Genomic DNA, 25638 nt, shown 5'->3' with positions numbered 1-25638 from the left:
GCATCCATGCGGCTCATGCCCCCGCAAACCCACCGCCACCGCCCTTTGAAAGTTGGCAGGTGCCCAACGGAGGTCAAAGGCGAAGCCCTTGCTCCTGCTCTCCCGTGCGAGCCGACCTTCCGTTGGGGGCGGCGGCGGGGGTAGGGGTACGGGACCTTTCCTTGCAACATGGACGTTGCAAGAGAGCCTCCAGGGATGGATTTACGACGCGTCCCGTACCCCTGCCCCCGCCGGCGCCCCAGCCGATAGACCTGCCGCCCAAGCGCTCTGGCTCTGGCCGTTGCTCCAGCCTTCCGCCTTAACCCAACCCCCTGTCAAGCCTTGTTCGTGGTTCCCCGCGCGGATACCCTGACCGGGCATTACATTGGTCCGGCATGTCCACTTCCCGATTCGTACATCTGCACGTCCACACCGAGTTTTCGCTGGCGGATTCGACCATCCGTGTCCCGGCGAAACCGGATCAGGCTGACCCGAAAAAGGCCAAGCAGGCCAACCTGCTCAGCCGCGCCGTCGAACTGAAGCTGCCCGCGCTGGCAGTTACCGACCTGAACAACCTGTTCGCGCTGGTCAAGTTCTACAAGGCCGCTGAAACCGTCGGCATCAAGCCGATTGCCGGTGCCGACATCATGATCGCCGAAGAGGGCATGACCCCCTGGCGCATGACCCTGCTGTGCCGCGACCGCGAAGGCTATCTCAGCCTCTCGCGTCTGCTTACCCGCGCCTGGATGGAAGGCCACCGTCCCGAGGGCGGCGTGGCCGTGCACCCCGACTGGCTCAAAGCGGGCTGCCACAACCTGTTTGCGTTGGCGGGCCGCGACAGCCTGGCCGGCCGCCTGGCCGGCGAAGGCCGGCATGACCTGGCCGAGCAGCAGCTCGCCGACTGGCAGCGCGTGTTTGGCGATGGCCTGCACCTGGAATTGACCCGTACCGGTCGTGAGGGCGAAGAGGCCTTCAATCAGTTTGCGCTCGTGGCTGCCGGGCAGCGTGGCCTGCCGGTGGTGGCCAGCAACGACGTGCGTTTCCTGCGCCCGGACGATTTCAGCGCGCACGAAGCGCGCGTGTGCATTTCCTCCGGCCGCGTGCTCGATGATCCCAAGCGCCCGCGCGACTACAGCGACCAGCAGTACCTGAAGTCGCCGGAGGAAATGTGCGCGCTGTTCGCCGATATTCCCGACGCCATCGACAACACGCTGGCGCTCGCCGAGCGCTGCAACATCGAAATGCGGCTGGGCACCTACTTCCTGCCCAACTATCCGGTGCCGGAAAACGAAACGCTGGACAGCTGGATCTGCAGCGAATCGCGCAAGGGCCTGGAAGCGCGCCTGGAAAAGAATCCGCTGGCCGAAGGCAAGACCCGCGCCGATTACTTCGAGCGCCTGGAATTCGAGCTGGCCACCATCATCAAGATGGGCTTCCCCGGCTACTTCCTGATCGTGGCCGACTTCATCCAGTGGGGCAAGAACCAGGGCATTCCGATCGGCCCCGGCCGTGGTTCCGGTGCCGGCTCGCTGGTGGCGTGGGCACTGCAGATCACCGATCTGGATCCCATTCCGTACAACCTGCTGTTCGAGCGGTTCCTCAACCCCGAACGCGTGTCGATGCCCGACTTCGACATCGACTTCTGCATGGACCGCCGCGACGAAGTCATCGACTACGTCGCGCGCAAGTACGGCCGCGAACGCGTCAGCCAGATCATCACCTACGGCACCATGGCCGCCAAGGCCGTGGTGCGCGACTCCGGGCGCGTGCTCGGTTTCCCGTATGGCCTGGTCGATGGCGTGTCCAAGCTGATCCCCAACATCCTGGGCATCTCGCTCAAGGACGCGATGGGCGAAGGCAAGGATTCGGAAATGGCATCGCCGGAGCTGATCCAGCGCTACCAGAACGAAGACGACGTCCGCGACCTGATCGACCTGGCGCGCCAGCTCGAGGATCTCACCCGCAACGCCGGCAAGCACGCCGGTGGCGTGGTGATCGCGCCCGAGCCGCTGGCCGAATTCTGCCCGCTGTTCGCCGAACACGATGAAGGCGGCCGCGGCCGCAACCCGGTGACCCAGTTCGACAAGAACGACGTCGAAGAAATCGGCCTGGTGAAGTTTGACTTCCTCGGCCTGCGCACGCTGACGATCATCGACTGGGCGGTCAAGGCGATCAACAAGCGCCATGCGCGCGCCGGCATTCCGCCGGTGGACATCACCGCCCTGCCGCTCGACGACGCCCCGACCTACAAGGACATCTTCGCCAACGGCAACACCGGCGCGGTGTTCCAGTTCGAATCCTCGGGCATGCGCCGCCTGCTGAAGGACGCGCGCCCCGACCGCTTCGAAGATCTCATCGCGCTGGTGTCGCTGTACCGCCCCGGCCCGATGGACCTGATTCCCTCCTTCAACGCGCGTAAGCACGGCCAGGAAGAAATCATCTATCCCGATCCGCGTACCGAAGCGATCCTGAAAGACACCTACGGCATCATGGTGTACCAGGAGCAGGTGATGCAGATGGCGCAGATCGTGGGCGGTTACTCGCTCGGCGGCGCCGACCTGCTGCGCCGCGCGATGGGCAAGAAGGTGCCGGCCGAAATGGCCAAGCACCGCGAAATCTTCCGCGAAGGCGCGGCCAAGGGCGGCGTGGACGGCCCCAAGGCCGACGAAATCTTCGACCTGATGGAGAAGTTCGCCGGCTACGGCTTCAACAAGTCGCACGCCGCCGCCTACGCGCTGGTCAGCTACCAGACCGCCTGGCTCAAGCGCCACTATCCGGCCGAGTTCATGGCGGCCACGCTGTCGTCGGACATGGACAACACCGACAAGGTGGTCGGCTTCCTGGCCGAGGTGCGCAACCTCGGCCTGACCGTGCTGCCGCCGCGCGTGAACGAATCGGCGTACATGTTCGAGGCCTCCAGCGCCGACACCATCCAGTACGGCCTGGGCGCCATCAAGGGCGTCGGCCAGGGTGCGTGCGAGGCAGTGGTCGACGAGCGCCTGGCCAACGGCCGCTACAACTCGCTGCTGGATTTCTGCATGCGCATCGAGTCGGGCAAGCTCAACCGGCGCACGCTCGAAGCCATGATCAACTGCGGCGCGCTCGATGGGCTGGGCAAGAACCGCGCCTCGCTCATGCTGCAGCTGCCCGAGGTGCTCAAGGCCACCGACCAGATGTCGCGCGAGAAGGCCTCCGGCCAGAACTCGCTGTTCGGCGCGCCCGACCCGGTCAGCACTGCGCTGCAGCTGGACCTGCCCGAGGCCAAGGAATGGGCGCTGGGCCAGTTGCTGGACGGCGAGCGCGAGACGCTGGGCTTCTATCTCAGCGGCCACCCCTTCGACCCGCATGCCGACGACGTCAAGGAACTGGTCGGCACCGACCTGGGCATGCTGGAAAAACTCATTCCCCCCGCCCGTCCCAGCAAGGACGGCGAGAAGCGCGCCTGGCGCCAGGAGACCCCGGTGATCCTGGCCGGCCTGGTGGTGGGCGTGCGCCGCAAGGGCGAGAGCCAGGTCTTCATGCAGCTTGAGGACGGCAAGGGGCGGGTCGAATGCAGCGCGTTCACCGACGGCCTGGCCGAATTCGGCCATCTGATGACCAAGGACCGCATCCTGGTGGTCAAGGGCGGACTGCGCGAGGACGAGTTCAATGGCGGGTATGCCCTGCGCATCCGCCAGGTCTGGGACTTCGAGGAAATCTGCGCCAATTACGCCACCCGTCTGTCGCTGCGTCTCGACCTGCGCCAGGGCGACCCAGTGTGGGCGCGGGTCAATGCCCTGCTCGACCGTCACCGCCCGGGCCGCACACCGCTGCGCCTGGACCTGCTGCTGGGCACCGGGCAAGGGCCCGTGGCCGGCATGCTGGACGTGGCCGGCGACGTGGCCGTGCGGGTGGACAGCCAGCTGGTGGACGCGCTGCGGGCGGACCCGGCGGTGCGGACCCTGAAAGTCCGGTACAGCCCGCCATGGGCGAATTAGGCCCCTACCAGACGACGGCGTACGGGGCATTTCGACGCATTCGGCTACACTTTCCCTCTTTTCTTCACGACGGCTTCCGATGAATCCGAACTACCTCGACTTCGAGCAACCCATCGCTGATCTGGAGGCAAAGATCCAGGAGCTGCGCAGCGCAAGCGCCGGCCCGGCGGTCAATGTCGAGGCCGAAGTGCGCACCCTGCAGGACAAGCTGCGGATGCGCACCGCGCAGATCTTCCGCAACCTGACCTCGTGGCAGGTGCTGCAGCTGGCCCGGCATCCTTCCCGCCCGTACACCGCCGACTACATCCGCATCTTCTGCGATGAGTTCCAGGAACTGGCCGGCGACCGCGCCTTCGCCGACGACAAGGCCATCATGGGCGGTCTGGCCCGCATCGGCGGCCGCTCGGTGATGCTGATCGGCCATCAGAAGGGCCGCGACACCAAGGAAAAGATCAAGCGCAACTTCGGCATGCCCAAGCCGGAGGGCTACCGCAAGGCGCTGCGCCTGATGAAGATGGCCGAACGCTTCGGCCTGCCGGTGCTGACCCTGATCGACACCGCCGGCGCGTGGCCGGGCATCGACGCCGAATCGCGCGGCCAGTCCGAGGCGATCGCGCGCAACCTGCTGGAAATGGCCGAACTGAAGGTGCCGGTGATCTGCACGGTGATCGGCGAAGGCGGCTCCGGTGGCGCGCTCGCGCTGGGCGTCGGCGACCGTACCGTGATGCTGGAATACAGCGTGTATTCCACCATTACCCCGGAAGGCTGCGCCTCGATCCTGTGGAAGGACGCGGGCAAGGCCAAGGACGCCGCCGAGCAGCTGGGCATGACCGCCCCGCGCCTGAAGAGCCTGGGCCTGATCGACAAGATGGTGCGCGAGCCCACCGGCGGCGCCCACCGCAACCCGAGCCAGATGGCCAAGCGCCTGAAGGCCGTGCTGCTGAACGAGCTGGACGCGCTGGAGAAGCTCTCCACCGAAGAGCTGCTGCAGAAGCGCTATGAGCGGCTGCGCAGCTACGGCGCGTACGAAGCGGCCTGATTGGCTGCCGCGTACTTCGCAACGAAAAAACCGGGCGCATGCCCGGTTTTTTTTGGTCTTCGGCATCGCGCTGGACACGCACGGCGTGTCCCTACGCCGGTATGCGAACCGGTAGTGACACGCCATGCGTGTCAACGCGAACCCAAACTCCTCAGAAAGGCTTGGCCAACACCAACCAGACCACCCCGATGAACACCACCAGCGGCAGCTCGTTGAACCAGCGCAGCGCGCGCGAGGACGGCAGCACCTTGCCCTTCACCGCCCCCTTCAGCAGCCGCCCGGTCCACGAGTAGTACACCAGCAGCAGCACCACCAGGCCCAGCTTGGCGTGCAGCCAGCCGGCCGCGCCCGGCGCCACCATGGTCGGGAAATCCGGAATGACCCGGTAGCCCAGCCACAGCACCAAGCCCAGGATCAGCGCGAAGCCGAACATCATGTGGCCGAACTTGTACAACCGCAGACCCATCAGCTGCAGGCGCTCGGTCACCGGCAGCTGGCCAGCGGTCTCGCTCAGGTTGACCAGGATCCGCGGCAGGTAGAACACCGCCGCCATCCACGCCACCACGAACAGCAGGTGGAAGGTCTTGACCCAGTAGTAGGACTGCATGCGCTTGCTCCGGCGGCTGGCGTGGATTGGCCGCCATTCTCGCATGACCCGTAGAGCCACCCCATGGGTGGCTGACGCGACCCTTCGCCACACCTCAACGACGCATCCGCGCGCGCGACGCCGTACGATAAGCGCCGCTTTCACCCAAATGCACATCCCTCATGCAGAAAACCTACGACCAGGCCTACTTCCAGCGCTGGTACCAGCCCGACCAGACCGGCGGCGCCGCGCGCCTGGCGCGCAAGGTCGCCCTGGCCGTGGCCAGTGCCGAGTACTACCTGGAACGCCCGATCCGCAGCGTGCTGGACATCGGCGCCGGGGAAGGCGCCTGGCGTGCGCCGCTGCTCAAGCTGCGCCCGCGCGTGCAGTACATGGGCTTCGACAGCAGCGACTACGCCGTGCAGCGCTACGGCCGCAGCCGCAACCTGCATCCGGCACGGGTGGGTGACTTCGCCTGGCTGCGCCCGTGCGCGCCGGTCGACCTACTGGTCTGTTCGGACGTGATGCACTACGTGCCCACCCGCGAGCTGCGCCCGGCCCTGGCCGGTTTCGCCGAGCTCACCGGGGGCGTCGCGTTCCTGGAGGCGTTCACCGCCGAGGACGAGTTCGAGGGCGACCACGAGGGCTTCCAGGCCCGCCCGGCGGCCTGGTACCGCCGCCAGCTCAAGGCCGAGGGTTTCACGGCGCTGGGGTCGCACTGCTGGCTGTCGCCGGCGCTGGCCGGCCAGGCCGCCGCGCTGGAACGCGCGAGGTAGAGCCACGCCTTGCGTGGCTTCGCGGTGCCCGATTGGAAGGTAGCCACGCGCGGCGTGGCTCTACCATCTCAGGCCTCGCTGCGACAATCTGCCTATTAAGGCGCGTCTGCCCCGGTTGCTATATGCTGCGCGGCAACATAAGACCATACATATTCGGACGTCATGCTCTATCAACTGCATGAGTTGACCCGCAACATGCTCGCCCCGTGGGTGCACCAGGCCCAGGCCAACGCAAAGTTCTTCGCCAACCAGGGTCACTGGTGGTCGCAGATGCCCGGCGCCGAGCGCCTGGCGGCGGTCAACGAGCTGTTCCATCGCATCGGCAAGGATTACGAGAAGCCCGAGTGGGGCATCAACGAAATCGAGGTCGATGGCGAGCGCGTGCCGATCGTGGTGCACGAAGAGGTGAGCAAGCCGTTCTGCAAGCTGCTGCGCTTCAAGCGCCACAGCAACGAAGCCGACCAGCTCAACACCATGCTCAACCAGCCGTTCGTGCTGGTGGTGGCGCCGCTGTCCGGGCACCACGCCACCCTGCTGCGCGATACCGTGCGCACCCTGCTGCGCGACCACCGCGTGTACGTCACCGACTGGGTCGACGCGCGCATGGTGCCGGGCAGTGACGGCGACTTCGGGCTGGACGACTACATCGCCTACGTGCAGGAATTCATCCGCCACCTCGGCGCGGAGAAGCTGCACGTGGTGAGCGTGTGCCAGCCGACCGTGCCGGTGCTGGCCGCCGTCTCGCTGATGGCCAGCCGCGGTGAAACCACGCCGCGTTCGCTGGTGATGATGGGCGGCCCGATCGATGCGCGCTGCAGCCCGACCGCGGTGAACAACCTGGCCACGCAGAACCCGCTCTCGTGGTTCGAGAACAACGTGATCCACACCGTGCCGCCGGGCTATCCGGGCGCGGGCCGGCGCGTGTATCCGGGCTTCCTGCAGCACGCCGGGTTCCTGTCGATGAATCCCAGCCGTCACTTCAGTTCGCACTGGGACTTCTACGCCGACCTGGTGAAGGGCGACATGGAAGACGCCGACGCGCACCGCCGTTTCTACGACGAATACAACGCCGTGCTGGACATGCCCGCGCGTTACTACCTGGACACCATCCAGGTGGTGTTCCAGGACTTCCTGCTGCCGCGCGGTGAGTGGTATGTGCAGGGCGAGCGCGTGGACCCGGGGGCGATCACCGGCACCGCGCTGCTGAGTATCGAAGGCGAGCTGGACGACATCGCCGGCCTGGGCCAGACCGAGGCCGCGCAGGAACTGTGCACCGGTATTCCGGCCGAACGCCGCGAGCATTTCATCGTCGAAGGCGCCGGCCATTACGGCATCTTCAGCGGCCGCCGCTGGCGCGAAACCGTGTACCCGAAGGTGCGCGATTTCTTCGCCGCCAACGCACAGGCGGCGGTGAAGCCGAAGAAGGCGGCCAAGGCCGCGAGCAATGTCACGCCGATCCGAAAGAAAGCAGGTTAAGGTCGTTTTACGACCCTAACCTGCGGTAGAGCCACGCCATGCGTGGCTGCTCTCCTTCCGCGCACCGCTATGCCGGATGCCTTACAACCGCACCAGCAGGTGTTTCGCCATCTGCCCGTGCAGGTGGCCGATGACGCGCGCCAGGTGCATGGTGCAGAACAGCAGCACCACACCCAGTACCGCCAGCGCCGGGGTGGCCCACAGCGGCAACACCACCAGTTCGCTCTCGAAGTACAGGCTCGGCGCGCCCAGCGCGAACATCGAGGCCACCGGCGCCCAGATGAAGACCAGCGACACCGTGAGCAGCGTCACCGCGATGGTGAAGTAGATGATGCCCAGCGGCAGCATCAGCATGAAATACAGCATCGTCAGCCAGGTGCGCCCGTCGGTGAACATGTCCCCGATCCGCTGCAGCCAACTGCGGCTGCGGTCGGCATAACGCGGCCGGCGCGGCATGCGCTCGCCCAGCAGCACTTCCACCAGCCGCCCTTCCAGCAACGCCAGGCCGCGTACCGAGCCGAAGAACAGCACCGTGAGCGGTATGCCGATGATCAGGATCAGCAGCCCCAGCGACAGCGACAACCCGGTGATTACCCAGGTAAAGAAGAAAATGCCGGTCGCCAGCGACAGCAACATGTAGAACAGCGCGCCGTAGGTGCGCGGCTCCAAGGCGACGCCGAAGAAGCGCCCCAGTGCCGAACGCGGCGGAGGCGGCGCCCGCTCGGCAGGCGGTGCTTCCCCGCCGGTCGCGGCGCTCGCGGCCGCGGCCGCTGCCCCCGGCGCCACCTGCGCCGGCACCACCCGTGCAATCGGTCGCACGCTGGCACTGGGCGTGCGCAGCGCGCGGTTCACGGTGATCTCGGTCTCGCGGTAGATCTCGGCCACTTCCTCCGGCGCGCCGTAGCTGCCGGCAACGTCGGCAATCACCTCGGCCTCGCTGCGGCCCGGCTGCGCCGCCAGTTCCGAGCGCAGGTATTCCTCGGCGTCGTACAGCGCGTCCTGCACCATGGCCGGATCGGCATCGTGCAGCGCGGCGCGCAGTTGCGCCAGGTACTGCCCGATGGTGGTCGGCAGGCTCGCGCCTGACATGCTCTGGTCGTTCATTGCAGTATCCCCTCCAACACGGAATCGACGGAATCGCGGGTGGCGCGCCAGGCCTGGGTCCATTGCTCCAGTACCTCCCGACCACGGTCGTTGATGCGGTAGTAGCGTCGCGGCGGCCCGGCCACCGACGGCTCGATATGGCTTTCCAGCAACCCGGCCCCTTCCAGGTTGCGCAGCACCGGGTACAGCGCGCTCTGCTTGCCGCTCAGCACGCCCTCCCCGACCCGCTCCAGCTCCTTGGCGATCAGGTAGCCGTACAGCGGCTCCCCGGCCTTGGCCAGCACCGCCAGCAGCGCCAGCGACACCGTGCCGGCGCTGAGCTCCTTCTGGAACTTCTTCAGGTGGGCCTCGTGATCGCTCATGACCTTCTCCAGCTAGCGTGGAGTCAACACTAGTGTGAAGTCAGCTATAGCGAACGTGCCGTTAGTCACCCTGCCGGCGGACAGGGGCCTGAACCGGCTGCTGGCGGGCGGAGGCGGGCATCGCGCAGAATCGGAGGTCTACCAACAAGGGGTCCACCATGTCGCCACGCCGTCCTGCCCTGCTCGCGCTTGCCCTCGCCTGCCTGCTTCCGGGCCTTGCCACGGCGGCCACGCCTTACCGCAGCGCGCAGCAGATCCTGGAGGCCTCGCCCGCCAGCGACTGGCGCACGCCCGACCCGGCCAATCTGCTGCTGATGAACCTGGACGCCGGCCAGGTGGTGATCGAGCTGGCGCCGGCCTTCGCGCCGCAGCACGTGGCCAACATCCAGACGCTCGCCCATGAGCACTTCTGGGACGGCGAAAGCATCTACCGCGCGCAGGACAACTTCGTGGTGCAGTTCGGCGACGCCGATGCCGACGATGCGGCCAAGGCCAAGCCGCTGGGCTCGGCCAAGCGCAAACTGCCGGCCGAGTTCCAGCGCGACAGCAAGGGGCTGGCGGTCACCCTGCTGCCCGACCGTGACGGCTGGGCCGAGCGCACCGGCTTCGTCGATGGCTTCGCAGTGGGCCAGGACAGCAAGGACGGCAAGACCTGGCTGGCGCATTGCTACGGCGCCCTGGGCGCAGGCCGCAACAACGAGGAAGACAGCAGCATCGGTGCAGAACTTTACGTTGTGACCGGCCAGTCACCGCGGCAGCTGGACCGCAACATCACCGTGGTGGGCCGCGTACTCAAGGGCATGGAACTGCTCAGCGCGCTGCCGCGCGGGCCGGCGCCGATGGGCTTCTATGCCGACCCGGGCCAGCGCACGGCCATCCGCTCCATCCAGCGCGTCAGCGACCTGCCGGAAGCGCAGCGGCCGACCCTGCAGGTGCTGCGTACCGAGTCGAAGACGTTCACCGACACGGTCGAGGCACGGCGCAACCGCGTGGATGATTTCTACAAGCGCGCCGCCGGCCACATCGACCTGTGCAACATTCCGGTGCCGGTGCGCTAACCGGCGCTCAGCGCTTCTGGCTGGCGGCGACGCTGCCCAGGATCAAGGCGCCGGCGATCACCATCGCCAGCGTCACCGGCTCGTCAAGGAACAGCCAGGCGAACAGCGCGCCGAACATCGGCACCAGGTAGGTCACCGTGGAGGCGCGCGCCGGGCCGATGCGTGCGATGAGGCGGTAGAACATCAGGAACGCGAAGCCGGTACAGACCACGCCCAGTGCGATGGCGCAGGCCCAGGACAGCGTCGGAATCGGCGCACTGGGCCAGTGGGTCAGCGCCAACGGCAGCATCAGCAGCGCGGCGCTGCCCAGCGTGGCACCTGCGGAGGCGGCCGGCGGCAGCCCGGTCATGTGCCGCTTCACCAGGTTCACGCCCAGGCCGTACAGCAGCGCGGCCAGCGAACCGGCGATCACCGCCGCGCCGATGCTCAACCCGGACACCTTGGCCGTGGCCAGCACCACCACCCCGGCAAAACCGACCAGCAGCGCGATGGCGCGGCGCATGCCGATCTTTTCGCCGAAGAACAGGAACGCGATCAACGCCGCGAACAGCACCGTCATGGCATTGCAGATCGCGCCGATGGCGGCCGGTGCACGCTGCGCGGCCCAGGCGAACAACACGAAGGGGATGGCCGAGTTGATCAGGCCGATCGGTACCAGCCACCGCCAGCGGCGGGCCGGGAACTGCGCGCGCGCCTGCCAGAGGAACGGCAGCAGCACCAACGCGCCCAGCAGCAAGCGCACCTCGACCAGCGCGTAGGGGCCGAACGACGGCACCGCCACCCGCATGAACAGGAACGAGCAGCCCCAGATGGCACCCAGCAGGGTCAGCTCCAACGGTGTGCGCCAGTCGCGTTCAACCGCCCCGGCGGCCACGGGTGCGCCGCTCACGGGCGGCCCCCGGCAGCGCGTTGGCAGGCTCGCGGGGAAGGCAACGGCAACAGCGGCATGGGCAGGGCTCCGGGAATCAGGGAGACAGCATCCGCCTGCCGCGCACGCCCCACAAGCGCGTAGTATCCATGCCAGCCACAAATATGATTTGGGTCTTGCCGATGATCCTGCGCCCTGCCCTGCTGCCCGCGCTGGGGGTGTTCGCGGTTGCCGCGCGCCACCAGAACTTCGCCCATGCCGCCCAGGAGCTGCACCTGACCGCGAGCGCGGTGAGCCACCATGTACGGCGGCTGGAGGAACTGCTTGGCACCGTGCTGTTCCAGCGCCAGGCGCGCGGGGTGCGGCTGACCGCCGAAGGCCGGCAGTTGGCCGACGCAGCGGCGGCGGCGCTGAGCGATCTCAACGCGGTGGCGGGCAACCTGCACCCGCAGGCGGACATCGTGCCGCTGCGGGTCACCACCCTGCGCTCGCTCTCGTACTGCTGGCTGGTGCCGCGGCTGCCGCGCTTCAGCCGCCTGCACCCGCGCATGCGCATCGAACTGCAGACCAGCAGCGAACTGGTGCGCTTCGACGAGAACGGTCCTGAGCTGGGCATCCGTTATGGCCTGGGGCAGTGGCCGGGGCTCGCCGCGCACCATTTGATGGATGACGAACTGTGCCCGGTCGCCTCGCCCGCCCTGCCCGGGCTGTCGGCACTGCGCGAGCCCGCCCAGATCGCCACGCTGCCGCTGATCAGCGACATGTCGCCGCAGGGCTGGCGCGACTGGTTCCGTGCCGCCGGCGTGCGCGGGCTGGACCTGCCGGCACAGCACATCTTCAGCGACAGCACCGACGCCATGCGTGCGGCGGTGTATGGCATCGGCGCGGTGCTGGCGCGCAAGCACATCGCCCAGCCCTACCTGCAGCGCTACGAGCTGGTGCGGCTGCCGGGCCCTGCGCTGAAGGCGCGCTACGCCTACTACGTGGTGCATCCCGAGCACCGCCCGCTCAGCCCCACCGCGCTGGCGTTCATGGACTGGCTCAAACGCGAGGCGCAGGACGAACGCACGCCCATACCGGCGTTGCCGGATGAGTTGCTTGGCCGGCCTCGCGACGAGACGCCTTACGACCAACGGTCGTGAGCTACCGGCGGGGGTCGTGAGCTGCCGGCGCCGGGGGACATTCACCCGGTTTTGTCCGCCAGATCGTTAGGGTGGAATTCCCCTTCCCCCGCGAGACCCATCCATGGCCATGTTGCGACTCAGGATCACCGGCAGCGAGGACAACGCGCGTGCCATCAGCGACCTGCTCCAGAGCATCGAGGGGATCGAGCACGTCGAGGAAACCGACGACCTGATGCCGCATATGGACGACGATGATTCCAGCTCCGCCGGCTTGTCCGACGATATCGGGCCGGGCATCCATGAACTGGAAGTCGAGGTCGGCAACGAAAACACCGCGCAGAAGGTGCGCGATGCGGTGCAGGAACTTGCACTGGAACTGGATGTGTTCGTCGAATACGAAACCGACGAAGGCTGAGCCTTTCGGAGGCGCATCCGGGGCGGGCGGCCCCCCCGGGGGGGGGGCCCCCGGGGGGGGGGCCGGGGGGGGGGGGGCCCCCCCGCGGCGCTGGCCCGGGGGCGGGGGGGCCGCCCGGGGGGACAACCCCCCCCCCGCGCCCCCCGCACACCAGGCCCATCGTCTCGGGGCGCTCATGCCCTCAATAGTTCCACGTCACCGTGAGCTGCGCATAGCGCGGCGACTGGAAGCCGGTGCCGTAGCCGTACAGCGGGTTCGGCGTGCCGATGCTGTCCTGCGGCTCGTAGTCCTGGTCCACCGCCACGATACGCTGCTGGTTGAGCACGTTGTACACCGCCAGCTTCACGCTCAGGTCCAGCGGCACCGGCACCTTGTAGGCGATGCTCATGTCCAGGTCGTAGGTCCACGGCGTGCGGCCGTCGCCGGCACGCGGCGAGTGCACGAACACGCGTTCGGAAGGAACGCTGGACTGGCAGTTGGACACGCACACGTAGTAGCTGTGGAAGTCGGTGGCGTCGAACGGATTCCCGGCACCGAAGCGGGTGATCGGGCTGCCCGACTGGATGCCCAGGGTGGCGGCCACCGTCAGGTTTTCGGTAACGGCATAGCTGCCACGGAACTTGAACTGGTGGCGGCGGTCATTGGCGAGGTAGCCGTAGCCGCGGTAGTTCACCCACGGGTTGTCGAAGTTCTCGGTGCGGCCCGAGTCGGCGAAGTCGGTATCGGAATTGACCGGACCTTCGGCGTTGCCCTTGCCGTAGGCCAGGGTATACGACGCGTTGAAGCCCCACTTGCCGTCCCACGCGCGGTCGACCTGCAGTTCCAGCGCCTTGTAGTCGCGCTTGGGCTTGACCCAGCCGCGCTGGCCGACGTAGTTGCCATCGTCGTCGTACAGCGCCCAGCCCTCGCGCGAGGTGTCGATGTTGATCCAGCCGTCATTGCTGCCGTCGCAATCGGTGTCGCCCCATACGGTGTTGGTGCGGCCGGGGTTGCCCATGATCCACACGCCGTCGATGGCGCCGCACTGGCCGGTGGCGGTGATGTTCATGTCGTCGATGGCGTTGTTCAGGCGCCGATAGGTGACGCTGGCGCCGACCGACCACGACTCGCTCAGCATGTGCTGGAAGCCGAGGATCGCTTCGTCCTGGTACACCGGGTCCATGTCGCGGTTCACTTCGGCGCGCAGGTCCGGCACGCTGCCATCGCCCTGCGAGTTGTCCACCGGGCCGATCTGGTTGCCCAGCACCGGGATGTTGTTGCTGCCGCCGGAGTAGCCCAGGAATTCGTACCAGGTACGCTCGTCCAGGAAGCCGCCGGCCTGCTTGATGTTGATGACGTTGGCCACCGGCAGGAAGTAACGGCCCAGGTTGCCGAAGACCTTGGTGGTGCCGTCGCCCTTGACGTCCCAGGAGAAGCCCAGGCGCGGGGCGAACATGTTGTCGATCTTGATGTAGCTGTCGCCGTCGCCGCCCTTGTTGTCGAACCCTTCCACGCGCGCGCCGATGTTGAGCAGCAGGTTGGGCGTGACCTGCCAGTTGTCTTCCAGGTAGTACGCGGAGTTGATGGTTTCAAACGAACCGGCCACTTCATAGCGGCGGGTACGTGCGACCAGGCCGCTGGCCGGCACGGTGCCGCCGTTGAGCGAGCTGCCGGGGGTGCGGTAGTAGATGTCGTAGCGCAGCCCGCCCGGACCCGGGTAGGTGCGCTCGTAATCGGAGGTGTTCTCTTCGCGGTCCAGGCCGAAGCGCAGAAGGTGGTCGCCGAGGGCCCACTCGAAGTCCGCACGGGCGGCCTTGCGCGTATCCAGCGCGGTTTCCACCTGCGAGCTGCTGGTGCAGCTGCGGTCGCCCTGCAACGCGGTGGGCACGCCCTGGCTGGCGGTGCGGTTGTCGAACACGCGGTTGCAGTTCTGGTCCATCAGGCTGCTCTGCGTACGGTTGCGCTTGTTCTCGCCGTACATGAGCTTCATGGTCAGGTCGTTGCTGACCTGCCAGCTGTAGGTACCGGACCAGTTGTTGCCGCCCACGGTGTTGTAGATCTGGTTGGTGCGATCACCCACGGTGGCACCGGTGGCGTAGTCGTACTTGTAGACGTCGGTGGTGGTGTCGCTCTTGTCGGAGAAGCCGAACAGCGACAGCATCTGGTTGTCGGTGATCTGCCAGTCGATCTTGCCGCCCCAGAACGGATCGTCCGCGCTGCCGCGGTTGAATACGGTGCCGGCGTCGTTGGTGGAGCTGGGGCGGTAGTCGCGCGCTTCGTACATGCCGAAGAAGAACAGCTTGTCCTGCACCAGCGCACCGGAAGCGAACACGTTCAGTGCGCTGCGCGAGTAGTCGTCCCGGCTGGCGGTGATGTAGCGGCTGCCGTCACTGTCGTAGCGGTCGCGCGCCTGCGACTGCCATGCACGCGGTTCGACCACCAGCTGCGCGCCGGTCTGGAATTCGTTGGTGCCCGAGCGGGTGACGGCGTTGATGACGCCGCCGGTGCTGCGCCCGAATTCCACCGAGTAGCCGCCGGTCTTGACCTGGAATTCCTGGTAGAAGCCGAACGGTACCGACGAGAAACCGACCCGGTTGTAGAAGTCGGTGACGTTCAGGCCGTTGACGTAGACGGTGTTCTCGGCCACCGACGAGCCGCCGAAGGAAATGCCCTGCCCGCCCAGCGAGCCCTTGCCCTTCACCGCGCCAGGCGCCAGCAGCGCCACGGCGGTGATGTCGCGGTCCACCGGCAGCCGCGACAGTTCTTCGCGGGTGATGTTGGTGGCCGATTCGGTGGAGCGCACATCCACCATGTTCACCACCTGCGGCGCGCGTACCTGCACGGCGCCGAGCGTGCTCACGCCGCTGACCGGCACGTTCACCGTGGTGGCGTTGCCCAGAGTGACGTTGACCTGGCCCACGCGGGCGGGCGCGCCGCCGGCCACGGCCACTTCCAGGTCATAGGTGCCCACCGGCAGCAGGGGAATGCGGTAGCTGCCATTGGCATCGGCGCGCACCGAGCGCACGAAGCCGGTCGCGGGGTTGCGCACGGTGACCGTGGCGCCGTCCAGCTTCTGGCCTGGCTCACTTACCAGCCTGCCCGCCACCGAGCCGTCCTGCGCCATTGCCGCTGGCGCCACGACGCCCAGGCACGCACCCAATGCGACGCATAGCGCCGCCCGCTTCAAACTGTTCGCTTTCATTCCCTGCTCTCTCCTTCAAGGGTGAAATGGTGATACCGCCAATTACCGCGTCGACTCCACAGGCACAACGTGCGACTGGAAGTCGTAATTCCATTGATCGAAGTACAGGTTGCCGCCGGACCATTCGACTTCGCCGCGCTGCGAATCGACGTTGTCCGCGCGTGCGAAGGACACCGCCGGCACCAGCGGCCGCTGGAAGTCGTCGTTGAAGGCGATGCGGTAGGCATCGAGCCCACCGAAGTAGAAGTCGCGCAGCGCCGGCTCCGGGCTGTCCAGCCGGCCGGTGGTGACATCCATCGGCACCCAGCCGTACGGCGCCAGGTACAACGCGCCCCAGTCGTGCAGGTTGTTGTAGCCCACCGCGTCGTCCGAATAGACCATGCCCGACTGCCAGCGCGCGGGAACGCCGTTGAGGCGCAGCAGCGCGATCAGCAGCAGGGTCTGCTGGCCGCAGTCGGCGTGGCCGGCATGCAGGGCGTAATCGCTGATGTTGGAAATGGTGGAGTATTCCCGGGCGCCGGCCCACGGAATCTGGTCGACGGCGTCGAACAGCTTCTGCGCGATGCGGTACGGGTTGGTCTCGTCGCCCACGACGCGCTGCGAGAACGCGCGCAGCGCCGGGGTGAACACCACGTGCGGCGCGCGCTCGGCCAGGTAGGGCTGCAACGCGGGATCGTTCGGGGTGGGCAGCACCCGGGCCGGATCGATGTCGAAATGACGGGCGTACACCGTCACGGCGTAGCGGATCTCGAAGCGGGTGGGCTTACCTGCGACGGCGTGCTGCCGCATCATGAGCGTGCGCTGGGGCGCTGTTTCAGGCGCGATGACGCTGCCGTCGATGCCATCGATCCAGTTGGTGGCGCTGAGGAAGGTGATGTCTTCCTGCTGGCCGGGAATCGCGCGCGGGTAGGGAATCCAGGCGCGCAGCAGCTCACCATCGGGCACCGCGTCGGCCTTCACCGTGAGCGACTGGGTGACCTCCACCCGGCGCGGTGCCACGCTGGTGGCGCCGCTGGCCTTGGCGGCAGCGATCACTTCGCGATGGTGCGGGGCGAGGTTTTCGTACGGGCCATCCACCGGCAGCGGGACACCGGGCGCGCGACGCGCCCTGGCCTCTGCGCTGAGCCGGAACAGGTTCGACGGCGCACGCTTGAAGTAGCGGCGCTGGCCGTCGATGTCGAGGTGTTCCAGAAGGCCGGCGGCATCCCAGCGCGCGAATTCATCGTCGCGCAAGTCCGGGATCTGTTTGCGCAGCAGGGCCTTGGCCCCAGCCTCATCCAGGCTGAAATCCAGCCGCATGCGGCGCATGCGCTCGCGCTGGTAGGCGTAGTCACCCCGGAGGTACGGCCCCACGGACGGGTCCACTATCGCCTTGGCGATGTCGGCATCCGACGTGGCGAAGTGGCCCTGGTCGATGGCGACGATGACATCGGGCAGCGTCGCGACCGGCTGCGCCCACACCGACGGCGCCGCCAGCAGCAGGCAAGCCGCAGTGCGCCGAACGATGTGATGGAGCGAACGCGGTTTGCGTACAACAGGATCCACGGCGACACTTCCCAAGGTGCAGGTGGTAATCGCTGTGTAACACGGGCCTGACAGGTGGTCAATAATTTATTCTTGCTTTCGCTGGAAAAAGGAATAAATATTCCTGACGCTTTCGAGGAGGATGACCGCTCCATGATCCAGGCTTCCCCCCGCCGCCCCGTGCGGCTTGCGTGGCCAGCGCGTGCCTTGCTGGCCGCCGTGCTCGCCCTGCCCGGCGGTGCCGTCTGGGCCGAGTCGCCTGTTGCCGCTCCGGCCGATTTCGCCGGCGTGGTCGGGCTGCGCGAGGCCTACCTGGACCCCACCTTCTGGGCTGCCCGGCTGCCAGATGCCGACCGGGTGATCCTGGATCGCGCCGGCATTGCGGCGCAGAACAGCCGGATGCGCGCCGAAGACACCTCCATTCACGACCTGCGCGCCCTGCCAGCCCAGCTGCCGCGCGCGACCGTACTGGCCGACATCCAGGCGCTGTCGCGCTGGCCGCAGAAGGCGCTGTTCGGTGAAGACGGCACGCCGATTGCGGCCGGCGCACGCACAGCGATCGAGGCGAACCTTGGCTTGGATGCCATCGCCGCCCAGCGCCCGCTGCGGTACGGCCTGGTCACCCACCGCGCCGCACTGCGCGCGTTTCCGACCACACTGCGGGTGTTCACCTCGCAGGACGATACCGATATAGACCGCTTCCAGGAGTCGGCGCTGTTCCCCGGCGACGCGGTGGCGGTGCTGCATGAAAGCGCCGACGGGCAGTGGCTGTTCATTACCAGCGAACGCTATTCGGCATGGATCGAAAAGCGCTTCGTGGGCGTGGGCGACGCCGCCACGGTGCTCGGCTATGGCCAGCACGGCCCGTACCGGGTGGTAACCGGCGCCACCGCCTATACCGCGTTCACCCCGGAAGAACCGCGCGTGTCGCGGCTGCAGCTGGACATGGGCGTGCGCCTGCCGGTGCTAACCGACTGGCCGATGGCGCAGGCCGTGAACGGACAGCAGGCGCATGCCGCGCACGTGGTGCAGCTGCCGGTGCGCAATGAAGACGGCACGCTGGCGCTGGTGCCGGCCCTGCTGCCGCGCTCGCAGGACACCGCCAGCGATTACCTGCCGCTCACCCCACGCAACCTGCTCACCCAGAGCTTCAAGTTCCTGGGCGAGCGCTACGGCTGGGGCCACGCTTACGACACCCGCGATTGCAGCGGCTTCGTGTCCGAGATCTACCGCAGCTTCGGCGTGCTGATGCCGCGCAATACCAGCGCGCAGGCGATCAGTCCCGCGCTGGACCGCGTCGCCTTCACTGCGAAGGACAGCAAGGCCAAGCGCAACGCGGCCGTGCAGCAGTTGCAGGTAGGCGACCTGGTCTACATCCCCGGCCACGTGATGGTCAGCATCGGCCAGCTCGACGGGCAGACGTGGATGATCCATGACACCGCCGGCGGCAGCTGGTTCGGCCCCGACGGCAAGCGTGTGCAGGCCCACCTCAACGGCGTTTCGGTGACTCCGCTGGAGCCGATGATGGCCAGCGACACCGTGAGCTACATCGACCGCATCACCAACATCCAGCGCATCCGGCCCCAGACTCCTTGATGAAAATCACCGACATTGAACTTGGCATGCTGCGCGTGCCGCTGAAGACCCCGTTCAAAACCGCACTGCGCACCGTGGACACGGTGGAAGACGTGGTGGTGCTGGTGCGCACCGACACCGGCCACACCGGTTACGGTGAGGCGCCGGCCACGGCGGTGATCACCGGCGATACCCACGGCTCGATCATCGAAGCGATCAACACCTTCATCAAGCCGCGCCTCGTTGGTCAGGACGTGGCCGAGCTCAACCGCAACTGCGCGCTGATCCAGTCCTCGATGGAGCGCAACACCAGTGCCAAGGCCGCGGTGGAGATCGCGGTGTACGACCTGTGGGCGCAGCTGCACAAGGCGCCGCTGTACCAGATGCTGGGCGGTGGCGATCCGGTGATCACCACCGACATCACCATCAGCGTGGACTACATCGACAAGATGGTGGCCGATTCGCTGTCGGCGATCGACCGCGGTTTCGAGTCGCTGAAGATCAAAGTCGGCAAGGACATCGGGCTGGATATCGAGCGGGTGAAGGCGATCCACGCCGCCGTGCAGGGCCGCGCCCTGCTGCGGCTGGACGCCAACCAGGGCTGGACGGCCAAGCAGGCTGTATACGCCATGCGCGCGCTGGAAGAGGCCGGGGTGGTGCTGGAGCTGCTGGAGCAACCGGTGAAGGCGGCCGACATCAGCGGGCTGAAGTACGTCACCGACCGGGTCAACACGCCGGTGATGGCCGACGAGAGCGTGTTCAACCCGGGCCAGGTATTCGACCTGATCCAGCAGCGCGCCGCCGACATCATCAACATCAAGCTGATGAAGACCGGCGGGCTGTCCAACGCCATCCGCATTGCCGACATCGCCGCCATCTACGGGGTGCCGTGCATGATCGGCTGCATGATCGAATCGAGCATCAGCGTGGCCGCGGCGGTGCACCTGGCGGTGGCCAAGAGCGGGATCATCACCAAGGTGGACCTGGACGGCCCTTCGCTGGGGCAGTTCAATCCGGTCACGGGAGGGGTGCATTTCAACGAGTCGGAGATCACCATCAGCGACGCGCCCGGTTTGGGCATCACCGAGGTGCGGGGTTTGGAAATGTTGACGCCGCCGCGCTGGTGACCCTACCTATGCCGCCCCTGGTAAAAATCCGGTCCGAGCGTGACCACATGTCGGCGATCGAACGCCGCATCGCCGACTTCATTCTCGACAACGCCCATCTGCTGCGCGACTACTCCTCGCAGCAGCTGGCCAGCGCGCTGGGCATCAGCCAGTCCAGCGTGGTGAAGTTCAGCCAGAAGCTCGGCTTCAAGGGCTACCCGGACCTGAAGTATTCGATCGGCCAGGCGGTGGCGCGCGCCGGCAGCGACGCCGGCGCCGGCCCTCCTGCCGCCGAGCCCGGCGACGACTACGCGCAGATTGCCGAACGCCTGCGCCTGAGCCGCAGCGCGGCCGACGAGGAGACCCGGCTGGCCAACGCACAGGCCGACGTGGAGGCCATCGTGCGGCTGATCGACGGGGCGCCGAAGGTCTTCGTGTACGGGCTGGGCGACGACGGCCTGTATGCGCGCGAATTCGCGATGCGGCTGTCGCTGCTGGGCATGCTCACCGTGCACCACGCCGACCCGGTGCTGATGATGGCCAATCTGTCGGCCGCGCGTCCCGGCGATGTGATGCTGGTGTTTTCCGAGTTCGGCAAGATGCCACAGCTGTTCCAGCTCTCGCGCCAGTTCCAGGACGTGGGCGGCAAGGTGGTGTCGATCACCCGGCACAGCGCCAACCCGCTGCGCGCGCATGCCGACGGCGCACTGGTGGTGTGCGCGCACGACCCGGCGCCGCACGTGGCGCAACTGTTGTACCGTTCTGCCTTGCAGTCGCTGCTGGACTTCATGTTCGTGCTGCTCTGCCACGCCAACCCGGACCGCCACCGCCAGCTCGGGGTGAACCTGGAACGGATCGAACACCTGATCGACACCTGATTCCCGGAGTGCACCCGATGCTGTCGCTGCTGCGTACCGCCTTTGCCACCGTGCTGGTTGCCAGCGCCCTGCCCGCTTCGGCACTCACCCCGGTGGCCACGCCGCTGCAGGACAACGGCCAGATGATCGTGGTCACCACGGACGGTTGGGACGCCACCCACGGCCGGTTGCAGGCGTACGCACGCACCGCGCAGGGCTGGCAGCCACACGGCGCCGCGTTTGACGTGGCGGTGGGCCGCAACGGCAGTGCCTGGGGTGTGGGCGTGCTGCCAGCGCCGTTCGGCGGCGGGCCGCAGCAGCCGGGCGACCCGGTGAAGCAGGAAGGCGACGGGCGCAGCCCCGCCGGCGTCTTCACCATTGGCCCGGCGTTCGGCTATGCGCCAAAGATCGCCAGCGCGCTGCGTTACCAGCCGATGCTGGAGAGCAGCTACTGCATGGACGTACCGGACTCGAAGTACTACAACCGCATCGTCGATGCCGAGGTGGTCGGCGCCGAGGCGGTGGAAGGCTCCACCGAGCCGATGCGGCTGGACCTGCACAACAAGGGCGACATGCGCTACCGAGAGGGGTTCGTGATCGAACACAATCCGGGCGCCACGCCAGGCCGTGGCAGCTGCATCTTCGCGCACCTGTGGCGCACGCCCGGTGAGGCTACCGCCGGCTGCACGGCGATGCAGCCCGAACACATGCACGACCTGCTGGCCTGGCTGGACCCGGCGCAGCGGCCGCTGTTCGTACTGCTGCCGCGCGCGCAGTACCAGCGGCTGCAGAAGGCGTGGACGCTCCCGGCGCTCGCCGAGGCGGCGCGATGAGTGCCGCGCCCGAACCGCAACTGGAACGCGCGGTCAGCCGCTGGCAGATCGTGGGGCTGTCGATCAACGATGTGATCGGCAGCGGCATCTACCTGCTGCCGGCGGCCACCGTGTTGCTGCTCGGCCCCTTCAGCCTGTGGGGTGTGGTGGCGGCGGGCATCGTGGTGGCGCTGCTGGTGTTCTGCTATGCGCAGGCCGCCAGTTACTTCGATGAGCCCGGCGGCAGCTACCTGTATGCGCGCGAGGCGTTCGGTCGCTTCGCCGGCTTCGAGATCGGCTGGATGATCTGGCTGACCCGGATCAGTTCGGCGGCGGCACTGAGCAACGCGCTGGCCGATGCGGTGGCGCGGTTCTGGCCGTGGGCAGGGCACGACGTGGGCCGGGTGCTGGTGATCGTGGCGTCGCTCGGCTTCCTGACGGCGGTGAATGTGGCCGGCGTACGGTCGGCGGCGCGCACCGGCATCGTGCTGGTGATCGGCAAGATGCTGCCGCTGCTGCTGTTCGTGGCGATCGGCGCGTTCTACGTGGACACCGACCTGGCCTTCTCCGGCACCCGCCCGGACCCGCACGACCTGCAGCGCATGGGTGAAGCCGCGTTGCTGCTGCTCTACGCCTATGCCGGCTTCGAGAACATTCCGGCCGCGGCCGGCGAGTACCGCAACCCGCGCCGCGACATTCCGTTCGCGCTGATCACGATGATCATCACCGTCACCGTCATCTACGGTGCGGTGCAGTTCGTGGCGCAGGGCACGCTGCCCGGGCTGGCCACGTCGGCCACGCCGCTGGCGGATGCGGCGGCCGGGTTCGGCGGCGAAGCGCTGGCGCTGATCCTGACGGTGGGCGCCACGATCTCCATCCTGGGCACCAACAGCAACACGATGATGATGGGCCCGCGCTTCCTGTTCGCGCTGGCCCGCGATGGTTACGGCCCGAAGCTGCTGGCGCAGGTGCATCCGCGCTTCCGCACGCCGGCCGCGGCGATCATCACCCAGGGCCTGATCGCGCTCGCGTTGGCGTTGTCGGGTTCGTTCGTACAGCTGGCGTTGTTGTCGATGACCACGCGACTGTTCGCCTATATCGGCACGGCGGCCGCGGTGATCGTGCTGGCCCGGCGCTTCCGCGACCGGCCCGGCGCGCTGAAGCTGCCGGGTGGGCCGTTGATTCCGATCCTTGCGCTGGTGCTGTGCCTGGCTCTGTTCGCCAGTGCGAGCTGGCAGAACATTGCGGCGGCGTTGATCGCGTTCGCGGTGGGCGCGGTGATCTACCTGCTGCCGCGCAAGGAGGCGTGAGGGCGCGGCGCTTGATGCGCCGTTCACCCCGCGCGCCCATGGCGTTAACCCGGTGCTGGGTACGGTGAAGCCTCACCCCACCGGAGCGAGACATGAGCACTGATTACCAGATTCCCGGCCGGGTGCCGGAAGACGGCGTGCCGCGCGAAGCGGTCTCCGATTACTGGCGCGAGCGCTTCAGCGCCGAGCCGTATTACGACAGCGAGCAGACGTTCGACGATTACGAACCGGCCTATTACCTGGGCCACAGCGCGCGCCTTGGCGGTACCCGTGCCGATGAGATGATACAGGCCTACGAGCAGGTGGAAGCCGAGCTGGAATCGCGCTGGGCGCGTGAACAGGCCACCAGCAAGCTGACCTGGGAACAGGCCCGCAACGCGGTGCGCCGTGGCTGGGATGAATCCACCGCCCTGCACCAGGCGCACCTGGACAAGGGCGTACCGCGCGGCACGTAACGTACCGCGCGACAGCGCTGGCGCTATTCGTTGCCCGGAATCGGCGGAATGGCGCGGCCGCGATCTTCAGCACCCTCACCTGCGGCCATCAGGTCGCGGGTGTTTTTCTGTACGGCCACGGCGCCAAACAGGCTCAGCGCGAACGCCATGCCGTAGAACCCCTTCTCGCTGAGCAGCAGGGTCGCGTTCCACAGGCCCACCAGCAGCAACAGCAGCGAGGCCAGCAGTGCGAACCAGCAAAGGGCGTAGTACAGGCCGCTGACCGGAATGTCTTCGACGCGGTCGCGCACGCTCTTCTGCAGCGACACGGCGGCGAACAGGCCAAACAGCAGCAACGTCAGGTAGTAGCCCTTTTCGTTCAGCGCCATCTCGGCGTTGAACAGGCCGACCAGATAGGCCGCGGCACCCAGCAGCAGGGCGGTCCACGAGGCGGCGATGAACGCCGGAGACGGTTTGGTGACCTGCGATTTCATTGTTCAAACTCCGTTTTGATGGCGGTGTGCCGCGCCAGCCGTCCCCCGGACAGCCGGCGCCTACGGTAGCCGATTCCCCCGCACCCGCCTACGGGTGACCTATGGTCCACGCCCCGTTGATGGCCATGGTGTACAACAACGGCTGGCCATTCGCGTCCCCTTCTGGAGATTTCCCATGACCCGCCGCCTGCTGCTCACCCTCGCCCTCGCCGCCACCCCGGCCCTGTTCACAACGGCCTGCGTCGCCGCCGATGCGCCCGGAAAGGCCGCCGCGCCGGCCATCGAGAAGGCGCAATGGCCGTTCACGGCCACCGAATTCGCGCGCTTCGACCAGCCCTGGGCCATGACCTTCCTGCCCGATGGCAGCCTGCTGGTCACCGAGAAGGAGGGCACGCTTAAGCACTTCAACGTGACCACCCGCAAGAGCGCGGAGATCAAGGGCGTGCCGAAGGTTGCCTACGGCGGCCAGGGCGGACTGGGCGATGTGCTGCCCCACCCGCAGTTCGCGAAGAATCAGTTCGTGTACCTGAGTTATGCCGAAGAGGGTGAGAACGACACCCGCGGCGCCGCCGTGGCACGCGCGCGGCTGGTCCTCGCCGCCGACGGCAGCGGCACGCTACAGGACCTGAAGGTGATCTGGCGCCAGACCCCGAAGGTGGAGGGCAAGGGCCACTACGGCCACCGCCTGGCCTTCGGCCCGGATGGCAAGCTGTGGATCACCTCCAGCGAACGCCAGAAGTTCGATCCGGCGCAGGACATGTCCGGCAACCTGGGCAAGATCATCCGCCTCAACGACGACGGCAGCGTGCCGGCCGACAACCCCTTCGCCTCGCAGGGCGGCGTGGCGGCGCAGGTGTGGTCGCTAGGCCACCGCAACGCGCTGGGCATCGCCTTCGACGCGCGCGGCAAGCTGTGGGTGCACGAGATGGGCCCGGCCGGTGGCGATGAGTTGAACCTGATCACGCGCGGCGCCAACTATGGCTACCCGATCGTGTCCAACGGCAACCATTACGACGGCCGCGACATTCCCGACCACAACACGCGCCCGGAGTTCGCCGCGCCGAAGGTGACCTGGACGCCGGTGATTTCGCCGGCCGGCTTCATCATCTACAGCGGCAAGCTGTTCCCGCAGTGGACCGGCAGTGGCTTCATCGGCGGGCTGTCGTCCACTTCGCTGGTGCGGGTGGCGTTCGACGGCGACAACGCACGTGAAGCGGAGCGGTTCCTGATGGGCGAGCGCATCCGTGAGGTGGAACAGGGCCCGGACGGCGCGATCTGGCTGCTGGAAGATGGCAGCAACGGGAAGCTGTTGAAGCTGACGCCGAAGGGGTGATGCGAGATGGGAGCGCCGGGCGATGCCCGGCCTTCCCCGCCGATGTTCATGCCGTCACCGAACGCGGGTAGCTCCACGGCAGTTGATTGGGATGCAACCCTACCGGCGTGCGTCACGCCGACAGGCGGGGGGGGGGGGGGGGGGGGGGGGGGGGGGGGGGGGGGGGGGGGGGGGGGGGGGGGGGGGGGGGGGGGGGGGGGGGGAGGGGGGGGGGGGGGGGGGGGACGAGGGAATTAAAGTAGAAGAAA

21 protein-coding genes are annotated in these 25638 nt (G+C 67.4%); 14 read left to right on the top strand and 7 right to left on the bottom strand.

The genetic code is table 11. The features are described from left to right. Positions 1-374 precede the first annotated feature (374 nt). Both dnaE and ACOZHM_RS16155 read left to right on the top strand, forming a co-directional pair. A complete protein-coding gene (gene dnaE, locus ACOZHM_RS16160; RefSeq protein ID WP_421570331.1) occupies positions 375-3956 on the top strand; it encodes a DNA polymerase III subunit alpha in 3582 nt (1193 codons plus the stop codon). Positions 3957-4035: 79 nt separating this feature from the next. Next, positions 4036-4995, top strand: coding sequence for an acetyl-CoA carboxylase carboxyltransferase subunit alpha (locus ACOZHM_RS16155; protein ID WP_421570330.1), 960 nt, complete (start codon positions 4036-4038; stop codon positions 4993-4995). A 151-nt stretch (positions 4996-5146) separates the two neighbouring features. On the opposite strand, the gene ACOZHM_RS16150 is transcribed toward ACOZHM_RS16155, so the two are convergent. Then, on the bottom strand, positions 5147-5602 hold the full coding sequence (locus ACOZHM_RS16150) for a CopD family protein (protein ID WP_421570329.1): 456 nt from the start codon (positions 5600-5602) through the stop codon (positions 5147-5149). A 161-nt stretch (positions 5603-5763) separates the two neighbouring features. On the opposite strand from ACOZHM_RS16150, the gene ACOZHM_RS16145 reads away from it, so the two are divergent. Then, complete coding sequence (locus ACOZHM_RS16145; protein WP_421570328.1) at positions 5764-6357, top strand: class I SAM-dependent DNA methyltransferase; 594 nt, start codon at positions 5764-5766, stop codon at positions 6355-6357. A gap of 162 nt (positions 6358-6519) precedes the next feature. Further along, on the top strand, positions 6520-7833 hold the full coding sequence (locus ACOZHM_RS16140; protein ID WP_421570327.1) for a polyhydroxyalkanoate depolymerase: 1314 nt from the start codon (positions 6520-6522) through the stop codon (positions 7831-7833). Positions 7834-7914: 81 nt separating this feature from the next. On the opposite strand, the gene ACOZHM_RS16135 is transcribed toward ACOZHM_RS16140, so the two are convergent. Together ACOZHM_RS16135 and ACOZHM_RS16130 are read right to left on the bottom strand one after the other, a co-directional pair. Next, positions 7915-8937, bottom strand: coding sequence for a sensor domain-containing protein (locus tag ACOZHM_RS16135; RefSeq protein WP_421570326.1), 1023 nt, complete (start codon positions 8935-8937; stop codon positions 7915-7917). Further along, complete coding sequence (locus ACOZHM_RS16130) at positions 8934-9299, bottom strand: PadR family transcriptional regulator (RefSeq protein ID WP_421570325.1); 366 nt, start codon at positions 9297-9299, stop codon at positions 8934-8936. Before ACOZHM_RS16130 ends, ACOZHM_RS16135 begins: the two co-directional genes overlap by 4 nt. A 158-nt stretch (positions 9300-9457) precedes the next feature. On the opposite strand from ACOZHM_RS16130, the gene ACOZHM_RS16125 reads away from it, so the two are divergent. Further along, on the top strand, positions 9458-10357 hold the full coding sequence (locus tag ACOZHM_RS16125) for a peptidylprolyl isomerase (RefSeq protein ID WP_421570324.1): 900 nt from the start codon (positions 9458-9460) through the stop codon (positions 10355-10357). A 7-nt stretch (positions 10358-10364) separates the two neighbouring features. On the opposite strand, the gene ACOZHM_RS16120 is transcribed toward ACOZHM_RS16125, so the two are convergent. After that, positions 10365-11246, bottom strand: a complete 882-nt coding sequence (locus tag ACOZHM_RS16120; protein ID WP_421570323.1) for a DMT family transporter — start codon at positions 11244-11246, stop codon at positions 10365-10367. 161 nt (positions 11247-11407) lie between these two features. Here ACOZHM_RS16120 and ACOZHM_RS16115 point away from each other — a divergent pair, with 161 nt between their 5' ends. Both ACOZHM_RS16115 and ACOZHM_RS16110 read left to right on the top strand, forming a co-directional pair. After that, positions 11408-12367 carry a LysR substrate-binding domain-containing protein gene (locus ACOZHM_RS16115; RefSeq protein ID WP_421570322.1) on the top strand — a complete coding sequence of 320 codons (960 nt, stop codon included), beginning with the start codon at positions 11408-11410 and terminating at the stop codon, positions 12365-12367. Between the two features lie 103 nt (positions 12368-12470). Continuing rightward, the gene (locus tag ACOZHM_RS16110; protein WP_421570321.1) at positions 12471-12764 is read left to right on the top strand and encodes a hypothetical protein; all 294 of its coding nucleotides are present in this window, start codon (positions 12471-12473) and stop codon (positions 12762-12764) included. Positions 12765-12945: 181 nt separating this feature from the next. Here ACOZHM_RS16110 and ACOZHM_RS16105 read toward each other — a convergent pair whose 3' ends face one another. Both ACOZHM_RS16105 and ACOZHM_RS16100 read right to left on the bottom strand, forming a co-directional pair. After that, positions 12946-15945, bottom strand: coding sequence for a TonB-dependent receptor (locus ACOZHM_RS16105; RefSeq protein WP_421570320.1), 3000 nt, complete (start codon positions 15943-15945; stop codon positions 12946-12948). Positions 15946-15987: 42 nt separating this feature from the next. Further along, a complete protein-coding gene (locus ACOZHM_RS16100; protein WP_421570319.1) occupies positions 15988-17490 on the bottom strand; it encodes a transglutaminase-like domain-containing protein in 1503 nt (500 codons plus the stop codon). Between the two features lie 132 nt (positions 17491-17622). Between ACOZHM_RS16100 and ACOZHM_RS16095 the strand changes: the two genes are divergently transcribed. The 6 genes from ACOZHM_RS16095 (at position 17623) to ACOZHM_RS16070 (ending at position 23584) form a co-directional block, all read left to right on the top strand. Further along, entirely contained in the window at positions 17623-19065 is a 1443-nt protein-coding gene (locus tag ACOZHM_RS16095; protein WP_421570318.1) for an SH3 domain-containing protein, read from the top strand. Continuing rightward, positions 19065-20171 (top strand): dipeptide epimerase, encoded by a 1107-nt coding sequence (locus ACOZHM_RS16090; protein ID WP_421570317.1) that lies wholly within the window; start codon positions 19065-19067, stop codon positions 20169-20171. The genes ACOZHM_RS16095 and ACOZHM_RS16090 overlap by 1 nt, the downstream gene beginning before the upstream one ends. An 8-nt stretch (positions 20172-20179) precedes the next feature. Beyond that, entirely contained in the window at positions 20180-21028 is an 849-nt protein-coding gene (locus tag ACOZHM_RS16085) for a MurR/RpiR family transcriptional regulator (RefSeq protein ID WP_421570316.1), read from the top strand. Positions 21029-21045: 17 nt separating this feature from the next. Further along, positions 21046-21840, top strand: a complete 795-nt coding sequence (locus ACOZHM_RS16080) for a L,D-transpeptidase family protein (RefSeq protein ID WP_421570315.1) — start codon at positions 21046-21048, stop codon at positions 21838-21840. Then, positions 21837-23129 carry an APC family permease gene (locus ACOZHM_RS16075; protein WP_421570314.1) on the top strand — a complete coding sequence of 431 codons (1293 nt, stop codon included), beginning with the start codon at positions 21837-21839 and terminating at the stop codon, positions 23127-23129. Before ACOZHM_RS16080 ends, ACOZHM_RS16075 begins: the two co-directional genes overlap by 4 nt. Before the next feature lie 92 nt (positions 23130-23221). Further along, positions 23222-23584, top strand: a complete 363-nt coding sequence (locus ACOZHM_RS16070; protein WP_421570313.1) for a hypothetical protein — start codon at positions 23222-23224, stop codon at positions 23582-23584. 23 nt (positions 23585-23607) lie between these two features. Here ACOZHM_RS16070 and yiaA read toward each other — a convergent pair whose 3' ends face one another. Further along, positions 23608-24057 carry an inner membrane protein YiaA gene (gene yiaA, locus ACOZHM_RS16065; protein WP_421570312.1) on the bottom strand — a complete coding sequence of 150 codons (450 nt, stop codon included), beginning with the start codon at positions 24055-24057 and terminating at the stop codon, positions 23608-23610. A gap of 175 nt (positions 24058-24232) precedes the next feature. On the opposite strand from yiaA, the gene ACOZHM_RS16060 reads away from it, so the two are divergent. After that, entirely contained in the window at positions 24233-25390 is a 1158-nt protein-coding gene (locus ACOZHM_RS16060; RefSeq protein WP_421570311.1) for a PQQ-dependent sugar dehydrogenase, read from the top strand. Positions 25391-25638: the final 248 nt, after the last annotated feature.

It is taken from the genome of Stenotrophomonas sp. PD6 (assembly GCF_049199305.1).
Lineage (GTDB): Bacteria > Pseudomonadota > Gammaproteobacteria > Xanthomonadales > Xanthomonadaceae > Stenotrophomonas.
This window is presented reverse-complemented; position numbering and strand designations above follow the sequence as displayed.